This is a genomic window from Rhodobacter capsulatus, assembly GCF_003254295.1.
Classification (GTDB): Bacteria; Pseudomonadota; Alphaproteobacteria; order Rhodobacterales; family Rhodobacteraceae; genus Rhodobacter; species Rhodobacter capsulatus.
Window position 1 is genome coordinate 337511 of sequence record NZ_QKZO01000002.1, and the last position, 18549, is coordinate 356059.

Genomic DNA, 18549 nt, shown 5'->3' on the forward strand with positions numbered 1-18549 from the left:
AACCGCATGGCTTTTTCTTGGTCCAAATACGCGCTTGCCGACATCGGCCGCGGGCGGAGGGCCTTGCCATGAGGGCGCTATTGTCGCGTGACTTGCGCTTGGCGATCCGCGCCGGGGGCGGCTTCGGGCTCGGGCTGGCGTTTTTCCTGATCGTGGTGACGCTGGTGCCTTTCGGCGTCGGTCCGCAGGGAGAGGTTCTTGCCCGGATCGCCAGCGGCATTCTGTGGCTGGGGGCGCTGCTGGCCTGTCTTCTGTCGCTTGACCGGATCTTCGCGCTCGATTTCGAGGATGGCTCGCTTGATCTTCTGGCCACCGCGCCGATCCCGATGGAGGCGGTGGTGACGATCAAGGCGCTGGCGCATTGGATCACCACCGGGCTGCCGCTGGTTCTGGCGGCGCCGCTCTTTGCGGTCTTGCTGCATCTTCCCGCGCCCGCTTATCTCTGGCTCGAGATCTCGCTGCTTCTGGGCACGCCGGCGCTCTCGGTGCTGGGCACCTTTGGCGCTGCGCTGACGGTGGGGCTGAAGCGGGGCGGCCTGCTTTTGTCGCTGCTGGTGCTGCCACTTTACGTGCCGACGCTGATCTTTGGCGCCGAGCTGGTGCGGCGCGGCGCCGAGGGTCTGGCGACGCAGGTGCCGCTGGCGATGCTGGCGGGGATCACCGCCGCCACCGTGGCTTTGGTGCCCTTTGCCTCGGCGGCGGCGATCCGGGTCAATTTGCGGTGAGACCTGTTCCAGCTTGATGCGAGTCAATTCGCGCCGTGGCAAAGCGTGACATGTCCGACGGGACGCGAGAGGGAGGAGAGCCGATGTCGATCTGGGAATATGCAAACCCGGTCAAGTTCATGCAGACTTCGGGCCGGCTTCTGCCCTGGGTCGTGGGCGCCACCGTTCTGACGCTGGTGCCCGGGCTGGTCTGGGGGTTCTTCTTCACCCCGGTCGCGGCCGAGTTCGGCGCGACGGTGAAGGTGATCTATGTCCATGTTCCGGCGGCGACATTTGCCATCAACATCTGGGTGATGATGCTGGTCGCCTCGCTGATCTGGCTGATCCGGCGTCACCATGTTTCGGCACTGGCCGCAAGGGCGGCGGCGCCGATCGGCATGGTGATGACGCTGATCGCGCTGGTCACCGGCGCGCTTTGGGGGCAGCCGATGTGGGGGACCTGGTGGGAATGGGACCCGCGGCTGACCTCCTTCCTGATCCTGTTCCTGTTCTACCTGGGCTACATGGCGCTGTGGGAAGCGATCGACACCCCCGACACGGCCGCCGATCTGACCGGCGTTCTGTGTCTGGTCGGCTCGGTCTTCGCGGTGCTGTCGCGCTATGCGGCGATCTTCTGGAACCAGGGGCTGCACCAGGGCGCGACGCTCAGCCTCGACAAGGAAGAGCATATCGCGGATGTTTATTGGCAGCCCCTGGTGCTTTCTATCGTCGGGTTCGGGTTTCTGTTCGTGACGCTGCTGCTGTTGCGCACCCGCACCGAGATTCGCGCCCGCCGTATCAAGGCATTGGAGCAGAGGGAGCGCATGGCATGATGCCCGAGTTCGGAAAATACGCGGTCACGATCCTTGCCTCCTGGGGGGTGACGCTGGTGCTGTTGGCGGGGCTGATCGCGGCCACGCTGATCCGCGGCGCGCGGGTGAAACGGGCGCTGAAGGCGCAGGAAGAACGGATGAAGAACGATGGCTAAGCCCTTGATGTTTCTTCCGCTGTTGGTGATGGCGGGCTTTGTTGGCGCGGGCTTCTTGGCGATGCAGCAAAATGACCCGAATGCCATGCCGACCGCGCTTGCCGGCAAGGAGGCGCCCGCGGTCCGGCTTGAACCGCTGGGCGCGGAGGTGCCCTTCACCGATGCCGATCTGCGCGATGGCAAGATCAAGCTGGTGAACTTCTGGGCCTCCTGGTGCGCGCCCTGTCGGGTCGAGCATCCGAATCTGATCGCGCTGAAACAGGACGGGTTCGAGATTATGGGTGTGAACTGGAAGGATACGCCCGACAAGGCGCAGGGGTTCCTGGCCGAGATGGGCAGCCCTTACACCAGGCTTGGCGCCGATCCCGGCAACAGGATGGGGCTCGACTGGGGCGTGGCCGGGGTTCCGGAAACCTTTGTGGTCGATGGCGCGGGACGTATCCTGACCCGCATCGCCGGGCCACTGACCGAGGATGTGATCACACGCAAGATCTATCCGCTTCTGGCGGGCCCGGCGGAATGAGGGTCTGGGCCCGGATCCTGTCCGGGCTGTGATCACTTCTGCGGATCGGTGAAACGGACCGTGCCGATGAAGGGCAGGTTGCGGTGGTTTTGCGCATAGTCGAGCCCGTAGCCGACAACGAATTCGTCGGGGATTTCGAAGCCGGTCCAGCGCGCCTTCACATCGACCTCGCGGCGCGACGGCTTGTCGAGCATGGCGCAGCATTCGATCCGCCGTGGCGCACGGGCGCGCAGCATTTCCATCACTTTCGAAATCGTATGCCCGGTGTCGACGATATCTTCCACGACCAGCACGTCACGCCCGCCAATTGTGCCGCGCAAGTCCTTGAGAACGCGCACTTCCCGCGTGGAAGTTGTTTCGTTCCCATAGCTTGAGGCTTCGAGGAAATCGACCTCGCAGGGCACGCCGATCTCGCGGATCAGATCGGCGATGAAGACGAAGGAGCCGCGCAACAGCCCCACCACCACCAGCCGGTCGGTGTCCCTGAAGGCCTCGGTGATTTCGGCGCCAAGCGCCTCGACCCGGGCCGCGATGGCTTTGGCCGAGATCATCTGGTCGATTACGTAACCGTCTTGCGACATCGTTCCTCCTGCGGCCTCTCGGCCCTTGCAATTCGGTTGCTTTATCGCAAGAAGAGGCGCGGGAAAAGGGAGACGGGCACGATGCCGCGGCACACCGAACAGCGTATGATGCCCTATTCGGCGGCGCAGATGTATGCGCTTGTGGCCGATGTCGCGCGCTATCCCGAGTTCTTGCCCTGGAATTCCGCCGCCCGCATCCGCGCCCGCAAACCCGGACCGCGTCCGGGCACCGAATTGATGGAAGCGGATCTGGTGATCTCGTTCAAGGTGTTCCGCGAGCGTTTCGGATCGCGCGTGGTGCTGGACCCCGACAACTTCCGCGTCGATACGCAATATCTCGACGGGCCGTTCAAGCACATGCATTCCTGGTGGCAGTTCTCGGACCGGCCGGGGGGCTGCGAGGTCGATTTCTTCGTCGATTTCGAATTCAAGAACGCGCTGCTGCAGGGGGTTATCGGGATCGTCTTCGATCAGGCGATGCGGATGATCGTCAAGGCCTTCGAGGATCGGGCGATCGCGCTTTATGGCTGGTCGGGGCGGGTTCAGGTCTGACGGCCGTGGCCCATGGTATATGAAAAAGGCCGCCCTTTGGCGGCCTTTCTGTTTTAAGACAAGGGGTTGCGATCAGGAGTTGAAGTCATAGGCGCGCTCGCCATGGGTCGAGATGTCAAGCCCGTTGGTCTCGGCTTCCTTGTCGACGCGCATCGGGAAAACCAGCGCGACGGCGCGGGCGATGCCCCAGGTCAGTGCGATCGTGTAGAAGCCGACGATGAGAAGCGCCCCGAACTGTGCGGTAAAACTTGCTGCACCATAAACTGCCACCATGATCGTGCCGAAGATGCCGCCGACGCCATGCACGGCGAAGACATCGAGCGAATCGTCCAGTTTCAGCCGTTCGCGCACGATCAGCACCGATTCCTGGCACAGAATCCCCGCGACCGTGCCGATAATCACCGCCTGCAGCGGCGAGACATAGCCCGAAGCGGGGGTCACCGAGGCAAGACCGGCAATGGCGCCGGTGACGATGCCCACCAGCGAGGCCCGGCCGAACTTGAGCCTTTCCCAGAACATCCAGGACAGCGCGGCGGCGGCGGCGCTCAGATGCGTGGCGGTGATCGCCATCGCCGCGGTGCCGTCGGCGGCCAGTTCCGAGCCGCCGTTGAAGCCGAACCAACCGACCCAAAGCAGACCCGCGCCAATTGCCACCATGCCGGGGTTGTGCGGCGGGGTGTGGCGGTTGCGGCGCGGCCCGATCATCACCGCCAGCAGCAACGCCGCCAGCGCCGCGGTTTCATGCACGACGATGCCGCCGGCAAAATCCCGCGTGCCCTTGTCGCCGAAGATCCCGCCATCCGACAGGAAGCCCGCGCCCCAGATCCAATGCGCGACCGGCGCATAGACCAGCAGCATCCAGAACGCCGAAAAGGTGAGGACCCACCAGAAATTCACCCGCTCGACAAAGGCGCCCAAGATCAGCGCCGGTGTGATCACAGCAAAGGTCATCTGGAAGGCGAAGAAGAGAATCTCGGGCAGGGTGCCGCGCAGATCGTCTGCGGTGACGCCGATCATCCCCAGACGTGACAGGCCGCCCCAGACACCCCCGACATCGCCAAAGGCGATCGAATAGCCTGCGAGCAGCCACAAAAGGCTCATCGCCGCCGCGAGCGCGAAGCACTGCATGAAGATTGACAACACGCTGCGGGCCCGCACCAGCCCGCCATAGAAAAGCGCAAGGCCGGGCAGCGTCATCAACAGCACGAGTGCCGTCGCCATGCTGACCCAGGCGGTATCTGCCCCGTTCATCCCGAATCCTCCTCGTCGGTTTGGCAGCGGCGAAACATGCCGAAACCGCCGTGAAAAGGCGCATGTGGACGGCGGGGGCGCTCAAATCATGGGCGTATTCGGGTTGCACAAAGCATGAGCGCAAAATTTGCGCCAAGCCGGGAATTGCGGCGGATTACGAAAGCGCGGCCGCCAGCAGCGACAGGGCGCGATCGCAGGATTTCGCCCGCACGGCCGAGCGGCCAAGGGCACCGAACTCCTGTGTTTCGCTGCGCGTTTCGCCGCCACGCCGGGCAAGGCCGAAACAGACCCGGCCTTCGGGTTTGAAGTCCGACCCGCCGGGACCGGCGATGCCGGTGATCGACACCGCCAGATCGGCGGCGGAACGGGCCAGCGCGCCCTCGGCCATTTCGCGGGCGACCTGTTCCGAAACCGCGCCAAAGGTCTCCAGCGTCGCGGGCGAAACGCCCAGCATTTCGACCTTAGCGGCGTTCGAATAGGTGACGAAGCCGCGGTCGAAGACGCTTGACGATCCGGGGATTTCGGTCAGGGCGACAGCGACCATGCCGCCGGTGCAGCTTTCCGCCGTGGCAATGCGTATGCCCTTTTCGTGCGCCGCATCAAGCACTTCCACGGCGATCATCGGATGACCCCGTGCCAGAGACCGGCCGCGATCACGGTGCAGATCCCCGCAAAGAGCCCCGCCCAGAGATCGTCGAGCATCACCCCCGCCGCATCGCCGCGACGGTCGGCATGGCCGACAAGCCAGGGCTTCCAGATGTCGAAAAGCCGGAAGAACAGGAAGGCCGCCACCGGACCCGGCCAGACCATCGACATGTCCCGCAGCCAGAACCCGGCGGCGGGGAAAATCAGCGCAACGCCGATGCCCGCCACCTCGTCGATGACGATTTCCGACGGGTCCTCGCCCGGGCGGTCGCGCAATTCACGCGCCACCGCCCAGAAGCCCAAGGCCGTGATCACAGCCGTTGCCGCCACAAGCGGGCCAAATCCGGCAAAGCGTTCGACCGCCCAAAGCAGGGCCAGGCCCGCCGCCGTGCCCCAGGTGCCCGGCGCCGGGCGCAACCGGCCGACAAAGCCGAAGGTGGTGATGGCCTGCAGCCAGCGGGCGGTCATCTCACGCGCCGATCAGCGTCACGGTGGCGATCGAGGCGATGCCTTCCTCGCGCCCGGTGAAGCCCAGCCGCTCCGAGGTCGTGGCCTTGACCGAGACGCGCGAGGGCTCGATCTCCATGATCCGGGCGAGTTCCGCCGCCATCGCGACCGCATGCGGGCCGACCTTGGGCCGTTCGCAGATCAGTGTCACATCGGCATTGCCGATCCGGAAGCCTTTCGATTTCGCCAGTTTCGCCGCATGGTCCAGAAAGATCCAGCTCGCGGCGCCCTTCCATTGCGGATCGCTCGGCGGAAAATGACGGCCGATATCGCCCTCGGCCAGCGCGCCATAGATCGCGTCGGTCAGCGCATGCATGCCCACATCGGCATCGGAATGGCCCAGAAGCGCCTTCACATGCGGCACCTTCACCCCGCAGAGCACCACATGATCGCCCTCGCAAAAGGCGTGCACATCATAGCCGTTGCCCAGTCGCACATCCATCGTCTGCCCCTTTCTTTCGCGCAGGATCGCCTCGGCGCGGGCGAAATCCGGCGCATAGGTGATCTTCAGATTGTCTTCATGCCCCGGAACGATCGCCACGGAAAGCCCCGCGTGACGGGCGACCTCGACATCATCGGCGGCACCGCCCGGATGGGCCCGGTGCGCGGCCAGAATCTCGGGGAAACGGAAGCCCTGCGGCGTCTGGGCGCGGTAAAGCCCCCCGCGGTCCTGCGTGCCCGCCACCAGACCGGCCTCGCCGCGCCAAAGCGCATCGGTCACGGCCAGCGCGGGCGCAGCCCCCGGGGTGGTGTCGAGCGCCGAGAGAACCGCCGCCGTCACCGCAGCCGGAACCAGCGGCCGCGCGCCGTCATGGATCAGGACGCGCGTCACATCCGAGCCTTCCAGCGCCTCCAGCGCGTTCTTCACGCTTTCCGACCGCGTCGATCCGCCCGCGACCAGCACGACCGAGCCGCCCAGCAGATCCATGCCAAGCCCCATGTCATCGGGATGCAGCACGACCAGAATCCGGCCCACCCCGGCGAAAGCCGCAACCGTCTGCGCCAGAACCGGCCGCCCGGCCAGCTCGCGCCATTGTTTCGGCAGGCCTTCGCCCGCCCGCGTGCCGCGACCCGCCGCGACGATGATCACCGCAACCGTCATGATGCCTCCTTGCTTGCCAAAGGCTTAGGACATGCGCCGCGCGGGCGCAATGCACACAGAGCCGCAGCTGATTGCCTGTAATTTGTGCAATTGCCGATTTTCCCGCCCCTGTGATGGGTCAGATCACCGGACGCAATTGTGATTCCCGCCGCCGGTCGCTACTTCCTTGAGCAGTTGCAAGAGAGAGACCAAGTGACGATAAGCCTCGACAGCCTTCGCCTCGACCCTCCGGTGCTTCTGGCGCCGATGGCGGGCATCACCGATCTGCCGTTCCGGCGCATGGTGGCGCGGTTCGGCGCGGGGCTGGTCGTGTCGGAAATGGTCGCAAGCGGCGAGATGCTGACCGCCAAGCCCTCGGTCCGGGCCAAGGCCCAGGCGGAACTGACGGCGGGCCTGCCGACCTCGGTGCAGCTTGCGGGCCGCGAGGCGGCGCCGATGGCCGAGGCGGCGAAGATCGTCGCCGACATGGGCGCCGAAATCATCGACATCAACATGGGCTGTCCGGCGAAAAAGGTGACGGGCGGGCTTTCGGGCGCGGCGCTGATGCGCAATCCTGATCATGCGCTGCGGCTGATCGAAGCGGTGGTGGGCGCGGTTGACCTGCCGGTGACGCTGAAGATGCGGCTGGGCTGGGACGGCGATCAGCTGAACGCGGCCGAGATCGCCGCCCGGGCCGAAGCCGCGGGGGTGAAGATGATCGTGATTCATGGCCGCACGCGGATACAGTTTTACACCGGTACGGCGGATTGGCGGGCAATTGCCGCGATCCGGCAGGCGGTTTCGGTGCCGGTGGTGGCGAATGGCGACATCGTCGATGCCGCCTCGGCGCGGACGGCGCTGGATCACAGCGGGGCCGCGGGGGTGATGGTGGGGCGCGGCGCGCAGGGGGCGCCGTGGCGCTTGGCGCAGATCGCCGCGGCGCTGTTTGGCACGGCGGTTCCGAAGCTTCCGGCGGGATCTGAATTTTCCGACTTCGTGTCAGAGCATTACGAGGCGATCCTCAGTTTTTACGGCCGCGATCTGGGCTTGCGCATCGCGCGCAAGCATCTGGGCTGGTATGCCGAGGCCGCCGCCGCGCCGCTGCGCGCCGAGATGATGCGCGCAACCGATCCCGCCGCCACGCTCGCGCTGATCCGCCACGCCTTTTCCGACAGGGAGGCCGCATGAACCTGCCCCCGCCCGGCATCATCTGGAACTCGCTGCCGCTGCCCGCGCTGATGCTGGACGTCAACGACCGGGTCATCGAGATCAACCCGGCGGCCGAACTTTTCCTCAACCTCTCGGCCCGCGCGCTCAAGGGCCAGGCCCTGGGCGAGCGGCTGGCGATCTCCGCGCCGCTGGAAGAGATTTTCGCCCGGGTGCGCAAGAACCGCTCGGCTTTGTTCGTCAACGACGTCGATCTGACCACGGGCGAACGCGCGCCGGTGCAATGCAACCTGCAGGCCGCGCCGATCGCCGACGACCCGGAAACGGTGCTGTTGCTGATTTCGCCCCGGGAAATCGCCGACCGGCTGGGCCGCGCCAGCATGGTGAAATCGGCGGCGCGTTCGGCGATCGGCATGGCCGAGATGCTGGCGCATGAGATCAAGAACCCGCTGGCGGGGATTGCGGGGGCGGCGCAGCTTTTGTCGATGGGGCTGTCGGGCGAGGATCTGGAGCTGACCGATCTGATCGTCGATGAAACCCGCCGCATCGTGAAGCTTTTGGAACAGGTCGAGCAGTTCGGCAATGTCCGCCCGCCCGAGATGAAACCGGTGAACGTCCACGATGTGCTTGATCGGGCACGGAAATCTGCGGGCGTGGGGTTTGGCGCGCATATGCTGATCGTCGAGGATTACGACCCATCGCTGCCGCCGACCTTGGGCGATGCCGACCAGCTGACACAGGTGTTCCTGAACCTTTTGAAGAACGCCTCCGAGGCCGCGAAGGGGCAAGGCACGATCCGGCTGCGCACCTTTTACGATTATGCGCTGCGGCTGCGGCGGCCCGATGGCGGCGGGCAACGTCTGCCGCTGCAGGTCGAGGTGATCGACGACGGTCCGGGCATTCCCGCCGATCTTGCCAGCTCGATCTTTGAGCCCTTTGTTTCCGGACGCGAGAACGGCACCGGCCTTGGCCTCGCGCTCGTGTCGAAGATCATCTCCGAACACAACGGCTGGGTCAGCGTCGAAAGCGCCCCCGGCCGCACCCTTTTCCGCATTTCCTTGCCCGTCGCCCCGAAGGAGCTTTGACAGATGGATGGCACCGTTCTTGTCGCCGATGACGACCGCACGATCCGCACCGTTCTGACCCAGGCGCTGACCCGCGCCGGCTGCAAGGTCCATGCGACGGCGTCCCTGATGACGCTGATGCGCTGGGTCGAGGAGGGCAAGGGCGATCTGGTGATTTCCGACGTGGTCATGCCCGATGGCAACGGGCTCGAGGCGCTGCCGCGGATCGCGCGGGAACGGCCGGGCCTGCCGGTGATCGTGATCTCGGCGCAAAACACCATCATGACGGCGATTCAGGCGGCCGAGGCCGATGCCTATGACTATCTGCCCAAGCCCTTCGATCTGCCCGATCTGATGAAACGGGCGGCCCGCGCGCTGGAACTCAAGCGCCGCGCGCAGGTGGTGCCGAAGGTGATCGAGACCTCGCGCCCCGAGGGCACCGATCTGCCGCTTGTGGGGCGCACGGCGGCGATGCAGGCGCTTTACCGGCTGGTGGCGCGGGTGATGAACGCCGATCTGCCGGTGATGATCATGGGCGAATCCGGCACCGGCAAATCCCTGATCGCCAAGGCGATTCACGATTTTTCCGACCGTCGCACGCTGCCCTTCGTGGTGGCGCAGGCGGCTGATCTTCTGGGCGCGGACGGGCCATCAAGCTTGCTCGCGCGCGTCAAGGGCGGCTCGCTCGTCTTCGACGAGGTCGGCGATTACGACGACGAGACGCAGGGCCGGATCGTGCGGATGCTCGATGCGCTGCCCGATCCCGCGCCGCGGATCATGGCGACGACGCAGGTCGATCTGGGCGCGCTGATGGAGGCGGGCCGGTTCCGGCAGGATCTTTACTACCGTCTGGGCGGGGTGACGCTGGCCGTGCCCGCGCTGCGCGAAAGGGTCGAGGACATCCCGCTTCTGGCCGAGCATTTCCTCGGCCGGGCCGAGCGCGACGGTCTGGGCATGCGCCGCTTCTCGGCCGAGGCGATGGGGCTGGTGCGCGCCTATGCCTGGCCGGGCAATGTGCGGCAGCTGGAAAACACCGTGCGGCGGCTCGTCGTGACGGCGTCCGAGGAGGAAATCACCCGCGCCGAGGTGGAATTCGTTCTGGGCAACCAGCCCGCGGTCGAGCCGTTGCGCGGCGCGGGCGGCGAGGGCGAGAAGCTGTCCGCCTCGATCGCGCGGCATCTGCGGCGCTACTTCGACCTGCACGGCGGTAACCTGCCGCCGCCCGGGCTGTATGACCGGATCCTGGCGGAAATGGAAGCGCCGCTGATCGAGATCGCGCTGGATGCCACTGGCGGCAACCAGGCCAAATGTGCCGATCTTTTGGGGATCAACCGCAATACCTTGCGCAAAAAGATCACCGATCTGGATATTCAGGTGACAAGGCGGCGCAAACTGATGTAAATGGGCCACAGGTAATTGTGGCAAATCCACCTCACGGGATTCGCCGCGGCGGAGAACCGGGGGACCCGTCGTGTCCATGACGAGGAGTGGCTCAGCTTGGGAGAAGCTGGCGCGGCTGCGGCGCCAGCGCCGGGTGCAAAGCGGCTTCGTCTTTGGCCTTGCGGTGCTGGGTCCGGCGCTGGCGATCATCACCTTTGTCGTGCTGGGGCCTTTGGGGCAGGGCGCCGACAGCATCGCGCTGCGGCTGACGCTTCTGGGCGACTTCATCTATTTCCTCGTTCTGGCCGGGCTGATTCTGCTGCGGCTGACGCAGATGATGGCGGCGCGGCGGGCGCGGGCGACGGGCTCGCGGCTGACGCTGCGGCTGACCGGGGTCTTTGCCGGGATCGCGCTGGTGCCGACCGTGCTGGTGGCGCTGTTTGCCGGGCTGACCGTCAATATCGGGCTGGAGGGCTGGTTTTCCGACCGGGTGCGCTCGGTCGTCGGCACCTCGCTTTCGGCCGCCGAAGCCTATCAGGAGGAACACCGCCACGATCTGGTGCAGGATGCCGGGGCGCTGGCCGGGTTTCTCAACCTGCGCCGTCAGGCGGCGACCTTCGCCGATGACGGCGATCTGCGCGAATGGCTGGTGGCGGGGCAGCAGGGCATTCAGCGCGGGCTCAAGGAAGCCTATGTGATCGATGGCGGCGCCGCGATCATCGCCCGCGGCGATCGCTCTTATCTCTTCGACTATGAAACCCCGGCGCCCGAAAAAGTGGTCGCGGCGGCCAGCGGCGACACCGTCCTGATCGAGGATTGGTCGAATTCGGAATTCCGGGCGCTGATCAAGCTCGATGCCTATGTCGACCGCTATCTTTATGTCTCGCGCGCGGTCGATGGCCAGATCCTGTCGCTGCTCGACAACACGCGCGAAACTGTCCATCTTTATCAGCAGCTTGAGACCTCGCGCGGGCGGGTGCTGTTCGAATTCGGGCTGATCTATGTCGGTTTCGCGCTGATCCTGATTCTGGCGGCGATCTGGGCGGGGCTGTGGTTCGCCGAACGTCTGTCGCGCCCGATCGGGCGGCTGGCGGCGGCGGCCGAGCGCGTCGGGGCGGGCGATCTGGATGCGCGGGTGATCGAGGAAGAGGGCGATGACGAAATCGCCACGCTGGGGCAGGTCTTCAACCGGATGACCGGCCAGCTCAAGGGGCAGCGCGCCGAACTGGTCGCTTCGCACCGCGAAACCGACGGGCAGCGGCGGATGTTCGATTCCGTGCTCTCCTCGGTCACTTCGGGGGTGATCGGGCTGGATGCCGAGGGGCGGATCGACTTTCTCAACCCCTCGGCGGTGCGGATCCTGAAGCTGGCCGCCGCGCGCGACACCGATCGTCCGCTGGCCGAGGCCGTTCCGGAATTCGCGTCGCTTTTCCAGAAGTTGCAAGACGGTCTTCATGCTGTCGTGCAAGAAGAGGTGCGGGTTTCCCGCGAGGGGCGGCTGGAAAGCCTGCTGGTGCGGATGGCCGAGCGCCGTGCCTCGGGGCAGCGCGAGGGCTATGTGGTCGCCTTTGACGACGTGACCGAGCTGGTCTCGGCGCAAAGGATGGCGGCCTGGGGCGATGTGGCGCGGCGGATCGCGCATGAGATCAAGAACCCGCTGACGCCGATCCAGCTTTCGGCCGAGCGGATCAAGCGCAAGTTCACCCGCCAGATCGCGCCCGAAGAGGCCGAGGCGCTGGCGCAACTGACCGGGGTGATCATCCGCCAGACCGATGATCTGCGCCGGATCGTCGATGAATTTTCGCGCTTTGCCCGGATGCCGGAACCCGACCGGCGCGATCATGACATCGTGGCCCTGACCCGCGATGCGGTGCTGTTGCAGGACGGCGCGTTGCACGGGGCGAAGCTGACCGCCGATCTGCCCGAGGGGCCGGTGGTGGTCGAACTCGACGCGACGATGATTTCCCAGGCGCTGACCAATCTGATCAAGAACGCCGGCGAGGCGATCGAAAGCCTGATCGAAAAGGGCGCCCCCGAAGGCTATGTTCCGCAGGTCCGTGTCAGCCTGAGGGTCGAGCCCGAGGCGGTCGAGATCCGCATCATGGACAATGGTATCGGCCTGCCGCCCGACCGGGCGCGGCTTTTCGAGCCCTATGTGACGACCCGCGCCAAGGGCACCGGGCTTGGCCTGTCGATCGTCAAGAAAATCATCGAGGAACACGGCGGCATGTTGGCTCTGACCGATGCGCCCGCCTTTGCAGAGGGCGCCCGTCCCGGCGCCTGTGCCGAAATCAGACTGCCCCGCGCCCGCTCCGGGCTGCGCGCCATCAAGGATAGTGAGCCATGAGCGACATTCTCATCGTCGATGACGAAAAGGACATCCGCGACCTGATCGCCGACATCCTCAAGGACGAGGGCTATGCGACGCGGACGGCAGCGAATTCCGACGCCTGCATGGAGGCGATCAATGCCGAGGCCCCGGCGCTGATGATCCTCGACATCTGGCTGAAGGACAGCCGGATGGACGGGATCGACATCCTGAAGACGGTGAAGCGCGACAACCCGGATATTCCGATCATCATCATCTCGGGCCATGGCAATATCGAGATCGCGGTCGCCGCGATCAAGCAGGGCGCTTACGATTTCATCTCCAAGCCCTTCAACATCGACCAGCTGATGGTGGTGATTTCGCGCGCCATGGAAACCAGCCGGTTGCGGCGGGAAAATTCCAGCCTGCGGCGGCGGGATCTGCATTCGGGCGAGATGATCGGCAATTCCGCGGCGTTCCGGCGGCTCAAGGACCAGCTCGACAAGGTGACGAGATCGAACGGGCGGGTGATGCTGACCGGCGATCCCGGCTCGGGCAAGGAATCGGCGGCGCGTTACATCCACCAGCATTCGACGCGGGCGGCGGCGGCTTTCGTGACGGTGAATTCCGCCACCATCGCCCCCGAGCGCATGGAGGAGGTGCTGTTCGGCCGCGAAACCCCGGAACGCGGAATTGAAAAAGGCCTTCTGGAACAAGCCCATGGCGGGGTGATCTATTTCGACGAAGTGGCCGAGATGCCGCTTGGCACGCAATCGAAGATCCTGCGCGTGCTGACGGAACAGCAATTCACCCGCGTCGGCGGGTCCGACAAGGTGCGGGTCGATCTGCGGGTGATTTCCTCGACCACGCGCAACCTGACCGCCGAAATCGCCGCCGGGCGGTTCCGGCAGGAGCTTTACGACCGGCTCAATGTGGTGCCGATCGCCGTGCCCTCGCTCTCCGAGCGGCGCGAGGATGTGCCGCTGGTCGCGGGTCATTTCATCGAGGTGTTCAACCGCACCCAGGGCCTGGCGCTGCGGCCTCTCTCCGAGGAAGCGGTGGCCAGCCTGCAGACGATGGACTGGCCGGGCAACATCCGCGAATTGCGCAACGTGATCGAGCGGGTGCTGATCCTGGGCGACGGCACCGGGCCGATCGAGGCACGCGAGCTGCCGGGCAATGCGACGCTGCCCGAGGAGGGGCGGATCGTGCTCGGCGGGCAGCTGGCGTCGTTGCCGCTGCGCGAGGCGCGGGAATTGTTCGAACGCGAATATCTGCTGACGCAGATCAACCGCTTTGGCGGCAACATCTCGCGCACGGCGGCCTTTGTCGGCATGGAACGCTCGGCGCTGCACCGCAAGTTGAAATCGCTCGGTGTCGTCACCTCGGCGAAATCCGGGCGCGGCGGGGCGGGCTTCGACGAGGCCGAAGAGGACGAGATCGAGGCCGCGGGCGACGAGGTCTGAGGCCGCAAGGCCCCAGATCGCAGCCAGATCGCAGCCGGACTGCGCCCCGCGGGCGACAGGAAACGTCAAATTCCGTGCTCCGGGCGCAAGTCTCTGCTTTTTGGCTGGAATCTCTTGCACCTTTGCGCATACTTGCTTTGGGAGACCGAAACCGGCCCCGCGCGACAGGACAAGACAGAAAAAAAGGCATAAGAAAAAATGGCTGCCGACAAACAGAACCTTCAGGACGCCTTCCTCAACCACGTCCGCAAGACCAAGGTTCCGGTCACGATCTTTCTCATCAACGGGGTGAAACTGCAGGGCGTGATCACCTGGTTTGACAACTTCTGCGTGCTTTTGCGCCGCGACGGCCAATCGCAGCTGGTCTACAAACACGCGATTTCGACGATCATGCCCGGCTCGCCGATCTCTCTGTACGAGGGCGAAGACTGAGCGATCCCATCCTTTCCAAAGACCGTCCGACCCGCGTCTGGGTGCTGCACCCGGACCTGAAGGCGGTCGATGCCCGGCGCGAGCCGGAATTGCGTCTGGCCGAGGCTGTCTCGCTTGCGTCTGCTTTGCCGGATCTGCAGATCATGGGCCACGAGATCGTGCGCCTGCCCAAACCCCATGCGGGGCATCTCTTCGGCACCGGCAAGATGGCCGAGCTGAAGGAACGCCTGCAGGCCGCCGAGGTCGATCTGGTGCTGGTCGATGGTCCGGTGAGCCCGATCCAGCAGCGCAACTTGGAAAAGGAATGGGGCGTCAAGCTTCTGGACCGGACCGGGTTGATCCTCGAGATCTTTGCCGACCGGGCGCGCACGCGCGAGGGCGTGCTGCAGGTGGACCTGGCGGCGCTGTCCTATCAGCGCACCCGGCTGGTGCGGGCCTGGACCCACCTTGAACGGCAGCGCGGCGGCTTCGGCTTTGTCGGCGGTCCCGGCGAGACGCAGATCGAGGCCGACCGGCGGGCGATCGACGATCAGGTGATCCGGCTGAAGCGGCAGCTGGCGAAAGTGGTGAAGACGCGCGAATTGCACCGCGCCGCCCGGCGCAAGGTGCCCTTTCCCATCGTCGCGCTGGTGGGCTATACGAACGCCGGAAAATCCACGCTTTTCAATCGCATGACCGGGGCCGAGGTGCTGGCGAAAGACATGCTTTTCGCCACGCTCGATCCGACGATGCGCGGCCTTGTGCTGCCCTCGGGGCGCCGCATCATCCTGTCCGACACCGTGGGCTTCATCTCGGACCTGCCGCATGAGCTGGTGGCGGCCTTCCGCGCGACGCTGGAAGAGGTGCTGGAAGCCGATCTGATCTTGCATGTGCGCGACGTCTCTCACCCCGAGACCGAGGAACAGGCCGAGGATGTCGGCGAGATCCTCGAATCCCTTGGCGTGTCCGAGGATGTGGCGCTGATCGAGGTCTGGAACAAGATCGACGCGCTCTCCGAGGCGGTGCGGCAAGGCCTTCTCGCACAGGACGCGCGGCGCATGGATGTGCAGGCGGTCTCGGCGCTGTCGGGCGAGGGGATCGGCGCGCTGGTGGCGGCGATCGAGGCGCGTCTGGGAGAGGCCTGGATCGAGGAAGATCTGGATCTGCCCTTCACCGCGGGCAAGGAACATGCCTGGCTGCATGCCCAGGGCGTGATCCGCGACGAGCGGCAGGGCGAAGACGGCTGGCAGCTGCGTCTGCGCTGGACCGAGGCGCAGAAGTCGAAGTTCGCCGCACTTTAGCTTTGCGTCACAAGCCTTTGAAAGGGCGTATTTAAGCCAAGAAAAGCGGATGTCTTTTTCTTGGTGCAAATACGCCCTTTCGCGCTTACTCGGAAGCGCCGAGCGGCTCCAGCCGGGTGATCCCGGCGGCGGCGGCGCGCGCAAGCTCCGGGTCGAGCGACATCGGCACATATTCGCCGCGCCGCCACAGATCGGCCAGATCGTCGTAATGGGACGAGAACGGATGGCCCGATTGCCCGGTGGCGATGATGAAGACCGAGGAATCCGGGTCGGCGAAATCATAGACGCCGCGATAGCCCGCGCCGTGGATATTGGCGAAGGGATCGGGGCCGCTGCCCGCGGTCAGGCCGCGGTTGAGGGTGAAATCCCCCCCCGAGGTCGATTGCCGGATGTTCATCAGCCAGCCAAGCAGCGGATTGCGCCCCAGAACCGCGTGATCATGCCGGGCCTCATGCGCGTCGCCCCAGCGCCAGCTTTCGATCTGCGGCCCGTATTTCTCCTTCAACTCCAGAAGCGCCGCATCCAGCGAGACCCGGGCGATGTCGGTGCAGGTTTCCGAGGGCGCCGATTGCAGCACGTCGCACCAGCGCGCGGCGCCATCGACGTTGCGCAGCACCTTTTCGAGGAAGAGCGGCTCGATATGGATGAATTTTGCGGAGAGTTCCGGGCCCAGCTCGTCGCGGATCAGCCGGTCCTGAAATTCGCGCATCCAGGCGGCATAGATCAGCGGCTCGGGCAGGTGTTCGTTCATGTCGCCGTCCCAGGCGGCCAGAAGTTCCAGCGCACGCTGGCGAAAGCGCTCGGGCGTGCCTTCGGGCGCGGGCGTGCCGGTGAACCACAGATCGGCACCCACAAGCGGCAAAAGCCCGCGCGCCGCCGGGGAAACCGTGTCGGTCTGCACCGCGATGAAGCTTTCGCGCGAATGCACCTCGCGCTCGCCCATCAGCCGGGTCAGGCGCGCGACGCGCTGGCTGTCGCCCCAATCGTAGCTGACATGCAGCGGAAACGGCCGGTCGATCAGCTTGTTGTTGGTGTTCACCACGATCCCGCCCTCGGGGTCGAGCAGGCGGGGATTGCTGTCATAAGGCAGCCGCCCATGCCAGCGGTTCGCCAGAAGCCAGCCCGGTTGCGGCATCCGCCCCTCGGTCGCATTGGCCGGATCGCGCAGCGGCAGCGCGCCGAGCGTCACCAGCCCGACCGAGGTCGCATCGGCCAGCGTCAGATTGAGCGCGGGGGCAAGGAAGCCTTCGCCCGCCGCCACCGCCTCGGGCACGGTCTTCGATTGCATGATCTTCAGCGCCGCGCTCATCGAGGTATCGGCGGTCGACAGCGCCGACCAGCCAAGGCTGATCACATGGCCGGGCGGGGTGATCTTGCCCAGATCGAAGTGACCCGAGGGCAGCACCGGGCCGTTTTCGGTCCAGCGCAGCGTCAGCGTGATCGGCGCGGCATCCTTGACGGTGACGATCACCTTGCGGGTGGTGAATTCGGCCCAACCCTCGGGGCTGCGGTAACGCCCGGGGGTTTTCGGATCAAGCTCCTCGACGAACAGGTCCTCGTCATCGGCGAAAGCGGCGGTGATGCCCCAGCCAAGCTGGTCGCTGCGGCCGGTCAGGATGGCGGGAATGCCGGGGATGGTGGCGCCGATCACACCGCCGGTCGAAAGCTCGAGCCGGGCCAGATACCAGGGCGAGGGGGCGGAAAAGGCCGCATGCGGGTCATTGGCCAAAAGCGAGCCCCCCGCGGCCGAACGCGCGGGGGCGGCGGCGAAGGCGTTCGAGGCGGCGGCGAAATCACGATGCGCAAAGGGCGAGAGCGGCTCTTCGGCATCCGTCGCGGTCTGCAGCTGCGCGGGGTCAAGCCCCGGGAAAAGCTCGGCATAACGGGGCAGGGCGATGGTGCCGGGGCCGGGCACCGCGGGCATCAGATCCGCCGCCCAGCCCTGACCCAGCATCGAGAGTTGCGCGCGCAGAACCTCGGTGTCGATCTGCGTGGCGTTCTGCACCGCCATCAGTTTCAGCAGCGCGATCGAATCGGCCGGGGTCCAATAGGCGATCTCGGCATCGAACAGGAAGAATTCGGGCGCCCCCCGACCCAGCGCGGCGCGGTTCACCTCTTCGATCCAGGCGTTCACGCCGCGCGCATAGGCTTCAAGCGCCGAGGCCGTCACCGGATCTTGCGCCGCGACCGAGGTCTGGGCCGCGCCGTAAAGATCGAGCCGGCGCATCAGCTCGTCGGTTTTCAGGGTCTTTGCGCCGAAGACCTCGCTCAGCCGGCCCTGCACCGTGCGGCGTGCCAGCGTCATCTGCCACAGCCGGTCCTGCGCATGGGCCAGACCCAGCGCGAAATAGACATCGGCATCGGTCCTGCCGAAGATATGCGGCACATCCTCGGTCGTGCGCACGATCTCGACCGGGGCCGAGAGCCCCTCCATCTGATAGGTCGCGTCGTAATCGGGCAGCGAGCGGGTGGCGAAATACCAGACCCCGAAAGCCGCAAGCACGGCCAGCGCAAGCAAGGTCGTGACGATGCGGACCAACCAGGTGAACAGCCGATACATGCGAGGACCTTTGACCGGGATTTGACGCGAAGAATTGACGGGGCAGGCGGGGGCGTTACT

Annotated in this window: 18 protein-coding genes; 12 read left to right on the forward strand and 6 right to left on the reverse strand. The window is 65.7% G+C overall.

Going from position 1 to position 18549, the window contains the following annotated elements; all coding sequences use genetic code 11:
• Positions 1–68 precede the first annotated feature (68 nt).
• The 4 genes from ccmB to LY44_RS03980 all read left to right on the forward strand — a co-directional run bounded on the left by ccmB (position 69) and on the right by LY44_RS03980 (position 2215).
• Complete coding sequence (gene ccmB / locus LY44_RS03965; RefSeq protein ID WP_055208416.1) at positions 69–725, forward strand: heme exporter protein CcmB; 657 nt, start codon at positions 69–71, stop codon at positions 723–725.
• Between the two features lie 83 nt (positions 726–808).
• Positions 809–1537 carry a heme ABC transporter permease gene (locus tag LY44_RS03970; RefSeq protein ID WP_055208414.1) on the forward strand — a complete coding sequence of 243 codons (729 nt, stop codon included), beginning with the start codon at positions 809–811 and terminating at the stop codon, positions 1535–1537.
• The gene (ccmD, locus tag LY44_RS03975) at positions 1534–1692 is read left to right on the forward strand and encodes a heme exporter protein CcmD (protein ID WP_055208412.1); all 159 of its coding nucleotides are present in this window, start codon (positions 1534–1536) and stop codon (positions 1690–1692) included. The genes LY44_RS03970 and ccmD overlap by 4 nt, the downstream gene beginning before the upstream one ends.
• Entirely contained in the window at positions 1685–2215 is a 531-nt protein-coding gene (locus LY44_RS03980) for a DsbE family thiol:disulfide interchange protein (protein ID WP_081024319.1), read from the forward strand. The genes ccmD and LY44_RS03980 overlap by 8 nt, the downstream gene beginning before the upstream one ends.
• Before the next feature lie 32 nt (positions 2216–2247).
• Here LY44_RS03980 and hpt read toward each other — a convergent pair whose 3' ends face one another.
• Entirely contained in the window at positions 2248–2796 is a 549-nt protein-coding gene (gene hpt, locus LY44_RS03985; RefSeq protein ID WP_055208408.1) for a hypoxanthine phosphoribosyltransferase, read from the reverse strand.
• 81 nt (positions 2797–2877) lie between these two features.
• On the opposite strand from hpt, the gene LY44_RS03990 reads away from it, so the two are divergent.
• Positions 2878–3348, forward strand: coding sequence for a type II toxin-antitoxin system RatA family toxin (locus LY44_RS03990; RefSeq protein ID WP_055208944.1), 471 nt, complete (start codon positions 2878–2880; stop codon positions 3346–3348).
• Between the two features lie 72 nt (positions 3349–3420).
• Here LY44_RS03990 and LY44_RS03995 read toward each other — a convergent pair whose 3' ends face one another.
• The 4 genes from LY44_RS03995 to LY44_RS04010 form a co-directional block, all read right to left on the reverse strand.
• Complete coding sequence (locus LY44_RS03995; RefSeq protein ID WP_055208406.1) at positions 3421–4599, reverse strand: ammonium transporter; 1179 nt, start codon at positions 4597–4599, stop codon at positions 3421–3423.
• 154 nt (positions 4600–4753) lie between these two features.
• Positions 4754–5221 (reverse strand): CinA family protein, encoded by a 468-nt coding sequence (locus LY44_RS04000; protein ID WP_055208404.1) that lies wholly within the window; start codon positions 5219–5221, stop codon positions 4754–4756.
• Complete coding sequence (locus tag LY44_RS04005; protein ID WP_055208402.1) at positions 5218–5712, reverse strand: phosphatidylglycerophosphatase A family protein; 495 nt, start codon at positions 5710–5712, stop codon at positions 5218–5220. Before LY44_RS04005 ends, LY44_RS04000 begins: the two co-directional genes overlap by 4 nt.
• Position 5713: 1 nt before the next feature.
• The gene (locus LY44_RS04010) at positions 5714–6853 is read right to left on the reverse strand and encodes a bifunctional 2-C-methyl-D-erythritol 4-phosphate cytidylyltransferase/2-C-methyl-D-erythritol 2,4-cyclodiphosphate synthase (protein WP_055208400.1); all 1140 of its coding nucleotides are present in this window, start codon (positions 6851–6853) and stop codon (positions 5714–5716) included.
• A gap of 192 nt (positions 6854–7045) precedes the next feature.
• Between LY44_RS04010 and dusB the strand changes: the two genes are divergently transcribed.
• The 7 genes from dusB to hflX all read left to right on the forward strand — a co-directional run bounded on the left by dusB (position 7046) and on the right by hflX (position 15929).
• Positions 7046–8020 (forward strand): tRNA dihydrouridine synthase DusB, encoded by a 975-nt coding sequence (gene dusB / locus LY44_RS04015; RefSeq protein ID WP_055208398.1) that lies wholly within the window; start codon positions 7046–7048, stop codon positions 8018–8020.
• A complete protein-coding gene (locus tag LY44_RS04020; RefSeq protein ID WP_055208392.1) occupies positions 8017–9084 on the forward strand; it encodes a two-component system sensor histidine kinase NtrB in 1068 nt (355 codons plus the stop codon). The genes dusB and LY44_RS04020 overlap by 4 nt, the downstream gene beginning before the upstream one ends.
• A gap of 3 nt (positions 9085–9087) precedes the next feature.
• Positions 9088–10464 carry a response regulator gene (locus LY44_RS04025; RefSeq protein ID WP_023923418.1) on the forward strand — a complete coding sequence of 459 codons (1377 nt, stop codon included), beginning with the start codon at positions 9088–9090 and terminating at the stop codon, positions 10462–10464.
• Between the two features lie 76 nt (positions 10465–10540).
• Positions 10541–12790 (forward strand): sensor histidine kinase NtrY-like, encoded by a 2250-nt coding sequence (locus tag LY44_RS04030; RefSeq protein WP_055208391.1) that lies wholly within the window; start codon positions 10541–10543, stop codon positions 12788–12790.
• Positions 12787–14217, forward strand: a complete 1431-nt coding sequence (ntrX, locus tag LY44_RS04035) for a nitrogen assimilation response regulator NtrX (RefSeq protein ID WP_055208388.1) — start codon at positions 12787–12789, stop codon at positions 14215–14217. Before LY44_RS04030 ends, ntrX begins: the two co-directional genes overlap by 4 nt.
• A gap of 198 nt (positions 14218–14415) precedes the next feature.
• On the forward strand, positions 14416–14649 hold the full coding sequence (gene hfq / locus LY44_RS04040) for an RNA chaperone Hfq (protein WP_013067525.1): 234 nt from the start codon (positions 14416–14418) through the stop codon (positions 14647–14649).
• The gene (gene hflX / locus LY44_RS04045) at positions 14646–15929 is read left to right on the forward strand and encodes a GTPase HflX (RefSeq protein ID WP_055208386.1); all 1284 of its coding nucleotides are present in this window, start codon (positions 14646–14648) and stop codon (positions 15927–15929) included. The genes hfq and hflX overlap by 4 nt, the downstream gene beginning before the upstream one ends.
• Before the next feature lie 85 nt (positions 15930–16014).
• Here the strand turns inward: hflX and LY44_RS04050 are convergent, their stop codons facing one another.
• Complete coding sequence (locus LY44_RS04050; protein WP_055208384.1) at positions 16015–18489, reverse strand: penicillin acylase family protein; 2475 nt, start codon at positions 18487–18489, stop codon at positions 16015–16017.
• Between the last annotated feature and the right edge of the window lie 60 nt (positions 18490–18549).

What these genes read in the sequence shown, in the direction of transcription:
- ccmB (WP_055208416.1), top strand. Translation starts at nt 69, where the DNA reads ATGAGGGCGCTATTGTCGCGTGACTTGCGCTTGGCGATCCGCGCCGGG.
- LY44_RS03970 (WP_055208414.1), top strand. Translation starts at nt 809, where the DNA reads ATGTCGATCTGGGAATATGCAAACCCGGTCAAGTTCATGCAGACTTCG.
- ccmD (WP_055208412.1), top strand. Translation starts at nt 1,534, where the DNA reads ATGATGCCCGAGTTCGGAAAATACGCGGTCACGATCCTTGCCTCCTGG.
- LY44_RS03980 (WP_081024319.1), top strand. Translation starts at nt 1,685, where the DNA reads ATGGCTAAGCCCTTGATGTTTCTTCCGCTGTTGGTGATGGCGGGCTTT.
- hpt (WP_055208408.1), bottom strand. Translation starts at nt 2,796, where the DNA reads ATGTCGCAAGACGGTTACGTAATCGACCAGATGATCTCGGCCAAAGCC.
- LY44_RS03990 (WP_055208944.1), top strand. Translation starts at nt 2,878, where the DNA reads ATGCCGCGGCACACCGAACAGCGTATGATGCCCTATTCGGCGGCGCAG.
- LY44_RS03995 (WP_055208406.1), bottom strand. Translation starts at nt 4,599, where the DNA reads ATGAACGGGGCAGATACCGCCTGGGTCAGCATGGCGACGGCACTCGTG.
- LY44_RS04000 (WP_055208404.1), bottom strand. Translation starts at nt 5,221, where the DNA reads ATGATCGCCGTGGAAGTGCTTGATGCGGCGCACGAAAAGGGCATACGC.
- LY44_RS04005 (WP_055208402.1), bottom strand. Translation starts at nt 5,712, where the DNA reads ATGACCGCCCGCTGGCTGCAGGCCATCACCACCTTCGGCTTTGTCGGC.
- LY44_RS04010 (WP_055208400.1), bottom strand. Translation starts at nt 6,853, where the DNA reads ATGACGGTTGCGGTGATCATCGTCGCGGCGGGTCGCGGCACGCGGGCG.
- LY44_RS04020 (WP_055208392.1), top strand. Translation starts at nt 8,017, where the DNA reads ATGAACCTGCCCCCGCCCGGCATCATCTGGAACTCGCTGCCGCTGCCC.
- LY44_RS04025 (WP_023923418.1), top strand. Translation starts at nt 9,088, where the DNA reads ATGGATGGCACCGTTCTTGTCGCCGATGACGACCGCACGATCCGCACC.
- LY44_RS04030 (WP_055208391.1), top strand. Translation starts at nt 10,541, where the DNA reads ATGACGAGGAGTGGCTCAGCTTGGGAGAAGCTGGCGCGGCTGCGGCGC.
- ntrX (WP_055208388.1), top strand. Translation starts at nt 12,787, where the DNA reads ATGAGCGACATTCTCATCGTCGATGACGAAAAGGACATCCGCGACCTG.
- hfq (WP_013067525.1), top strand. Translation starts at nt 14,416, where the DNA reads ATGGCTGCCGACAAACAGAACCTTCAGGACGCCTTCCTCAACCACGTC.
- LY44_RS04050 (WP_055208384.1), bottom strand. Translation starts at nt 18,489, where the DNA reads ATGTATCGGCTGTTCACCTGGTTGGTCCGCATCGTCACGACCTTGCTT.